Annotated in this window: 2 protein-coding genes; both read right to left on the reverse strand. The window is 62.8% G+C overall.

Annotated features, from left to right (window positions below; genetic code table 11):
• Window positions 1–49 precede the first annotated feature (49 nt).
• Window positions 50–301: a hypothetical protein gene (locus ACYVAQ_RS23285; protein ID WP_460792996.1), complete on the reverse strand. Its 252-nt coding sequence runs from the start codon at window positions 299–301 to the stop codon at window positions 50–52.
• A gap of 683 nt (window positions 302–984) precedes the next feature.
• On the reverse strand, window positions 985–2,634 hold a 1,650-nt coding region (locus ACYVAQ_RS23290), incomplete at its 5' end, for a polymorphic toxin-type HINT domain-containing protein (protein ID WP_460792997.1).

The following is a 2,634-nucleotide window of genomic DNA, read 5'->3' on the forward strand; positions in this document are numbered from 1 at the left end:
CGGCCGCGTCCCCGCGGCCGTCAACGAAGAGAACCAGTAACCGAGGGGGTCAGTTTTCGATTGCCGCGAGGGGGTCAGTTTTCAGCCGCCGTTGACAGACCCAGTCCCCGCGCACGATTCCTGCGGTGGCGTCGTCCAGCCATCGCTGCGCATCAGCCTGCTTGGCGAAGTGCCTTGCGTGCTCGACGCCGGCCTCATCGCGATAGCGGGCTCGGTAACGCTCTGAGGAAACCGCCTTCTCACAGCCGGTTGTCGGGTCGACCACGACACGTGTCGCTATGCGCTTCGAGATGCTGGCCATGCCTCATCGTGCGCCGCTCCCTCGACGTGGTCTAGCGGATGGCGGCCGTGATCGGTTGGCAGGATTGGAGCGCCGTCGACCACTGTTGACTATTGGCAGCGGTGGGCCGACCGCGGCCCGATGCCCGCGAGCGTCGAGACGTATACGCCGCATCACACCATTGAGGGCCTGGACTCGAGTTCCGCGTGTTATCTCTACCCCACTGAGGTATCGATCGCTGGACCCAGACGTGGGCCGAACCGGAGCAGGTGAACTACATGCTGGAGCCGCCCGGTCCGGCCGAAGGTATCCAACCGAGGACGCCAAGATGGTCGCGCACCGGGCCCCTCATGGGTACTCGATCCCACCACCATCCGGCGCTGTCCTCCGCACCAACGAATGAGATCCATCCTCGGGATGTCGCCATCGTCATCAAACGGAGCAACTGGTCAGCAACGCCCACCGCATGTGGTGGCAGAGCCACGCTACTTGCATCCAATTCTCTCTGCAGACGGTCCCTCAACAGGTACGCAGATACGAGATCATCAGCCCCCCATAGGTTCGGATCAGGATCACTCCACGACCGCGGAAGCTCCTCGTAGAATTTGGCGACGTGGCCGCACCACCCGTCGATCAGATCTGCCAATGGGGTGCCGTCGGGCTCGCAGAAGATCGATGCCGCTTCCGCCATTGTCATCCGCCGCTTATGGCGCACCACGCACCACCGCGGTGCTGCGCCATGGCAGCGACTCGTTGATGAAGACGCGGACAGAACCGAGGTCGAAACGAACTGCATCAGATCGAATCCTGGTGGGGATTCCGTTTTCCATTGCATTCAAGATCTGCTCCACGGTCGGCCGTCCCGCGAGGTCTCCTTCGCCGGCGTGCTGGTAGGCCATTTGCGCAAGTTCTTCATCAGAAAATGCACCTGCCTCACCGCCAAATTCGAAGCAGCTATTGTGCACCAACACTGGAGTCGGTCCGACGTAGTACGTGTGGATCGACTTGACTTCCAGGTTGTACGCCCACCGGTTCCGATGGGTCGGGACCTTGCTTCGTACGGTCAAGTATGACGTCCCGCGAGCCAGCACTCGGTGCCCGATCGCAACGGTCCCCGCCGCCACGAATCGCTGGACACTGGCATCCCAGATCATGTGCCCGACGGTGGCGTCGAATTGTGAGCCGTCGCTGAACGTGATCAGCACCATGCTGTGCGGGCCCGAGTGCTTGATCACCGCCAGGACTGGCTCCGCTTTGGTGATCCCAGTGGCAGGGTCAGTAGCCACCACTTGATCGCCCGCCTTGATCTTTCGGATGGCCTTGGAGTGGTGCTTCGCCATGAGCACGCGGGTGTCGCCGCTGAAGCTGTTTCCGCATGCCGTCGCGGCGTCACCTTCAGCGGCTTCCCCCTCCGCAGAAACGCCAGCCTCAACTTCCGGCGCGCCTTCTTCGATAGCGAGTTCACCAAGCACATCTCCGCCGAGATCAGCAAGAAGGAATCCTTCAGCCGCGTCGGTAGCTGGGTCCGCGCCTCCTTGAAGTCCGTTGAGTACGGTGAGTCCGGCGATCCCGCCCACCTCGAGCGGGTGATGAATGATGATGCTTCCTGTGGCCTTCTGTAGGTCCCACCAGGTCTGAGCACCGCTGGAAACTGCCCCGGCAACGTTCGAAGCAGCATCGCCAAGTCCGGACAGGGCCGAGCCAAGAGCACCGAGCAGGCCACCGGCACCGCCACTCTCTGCGACCGGCGGAGGCGGAGGGGGCGGCAGAGGTGTTCCTTCCCATGTTCCGCCGTTGTCTGACCCGCCACCGCCGCTGGTCGAGCCGCTACTTGAGGACGAGCCACTGCTGACCGGCTCGGCCTCTTCTTGTTGAGTTTGTTGACCGGTGTTGTGGTGCCCGGAATCGTTGCTCGATCCGCAAGACGACGGGATCGACGCGCTCGCCCGAGGCAGTACCACTGGACAGCCATGTGTCGGCGTCGCATGCGGGTGCGGGTTGAGTTCCTGTCCACCGCCTGGCAGGTGGGTCAACCCGGAGGGGTCGGAGAACTCGACGGGGTTGTCGCGGCTGTAGCTGTAGGGGTTCGCTGAAAGCGGGTCGGACGTGTTCAGGATCGGGTCGGGCGTGGTCAGTTGGTTGAGGTTGGGGGTGTAGGAGCGTTCGTCGAGGCGGACGTCTCCTGTGGGGTCGTGCTGCTTGTTGAGGAATCCTCTGCCGTCTTGTGTGCTGGGCGCTCCGTCTTGGGTTTTCTCCCTGTCCGGCCCCGAGAAGTTGGTCCACATCAAGTGAGAGAACTCGGCGTCGACCTGGTCGCTGGGCATGGTCGCGACTGGTCCACGTTCGATGGTGGT

This window comes from Nocardioides maradonensis (genome assembly GCF_054777115.1).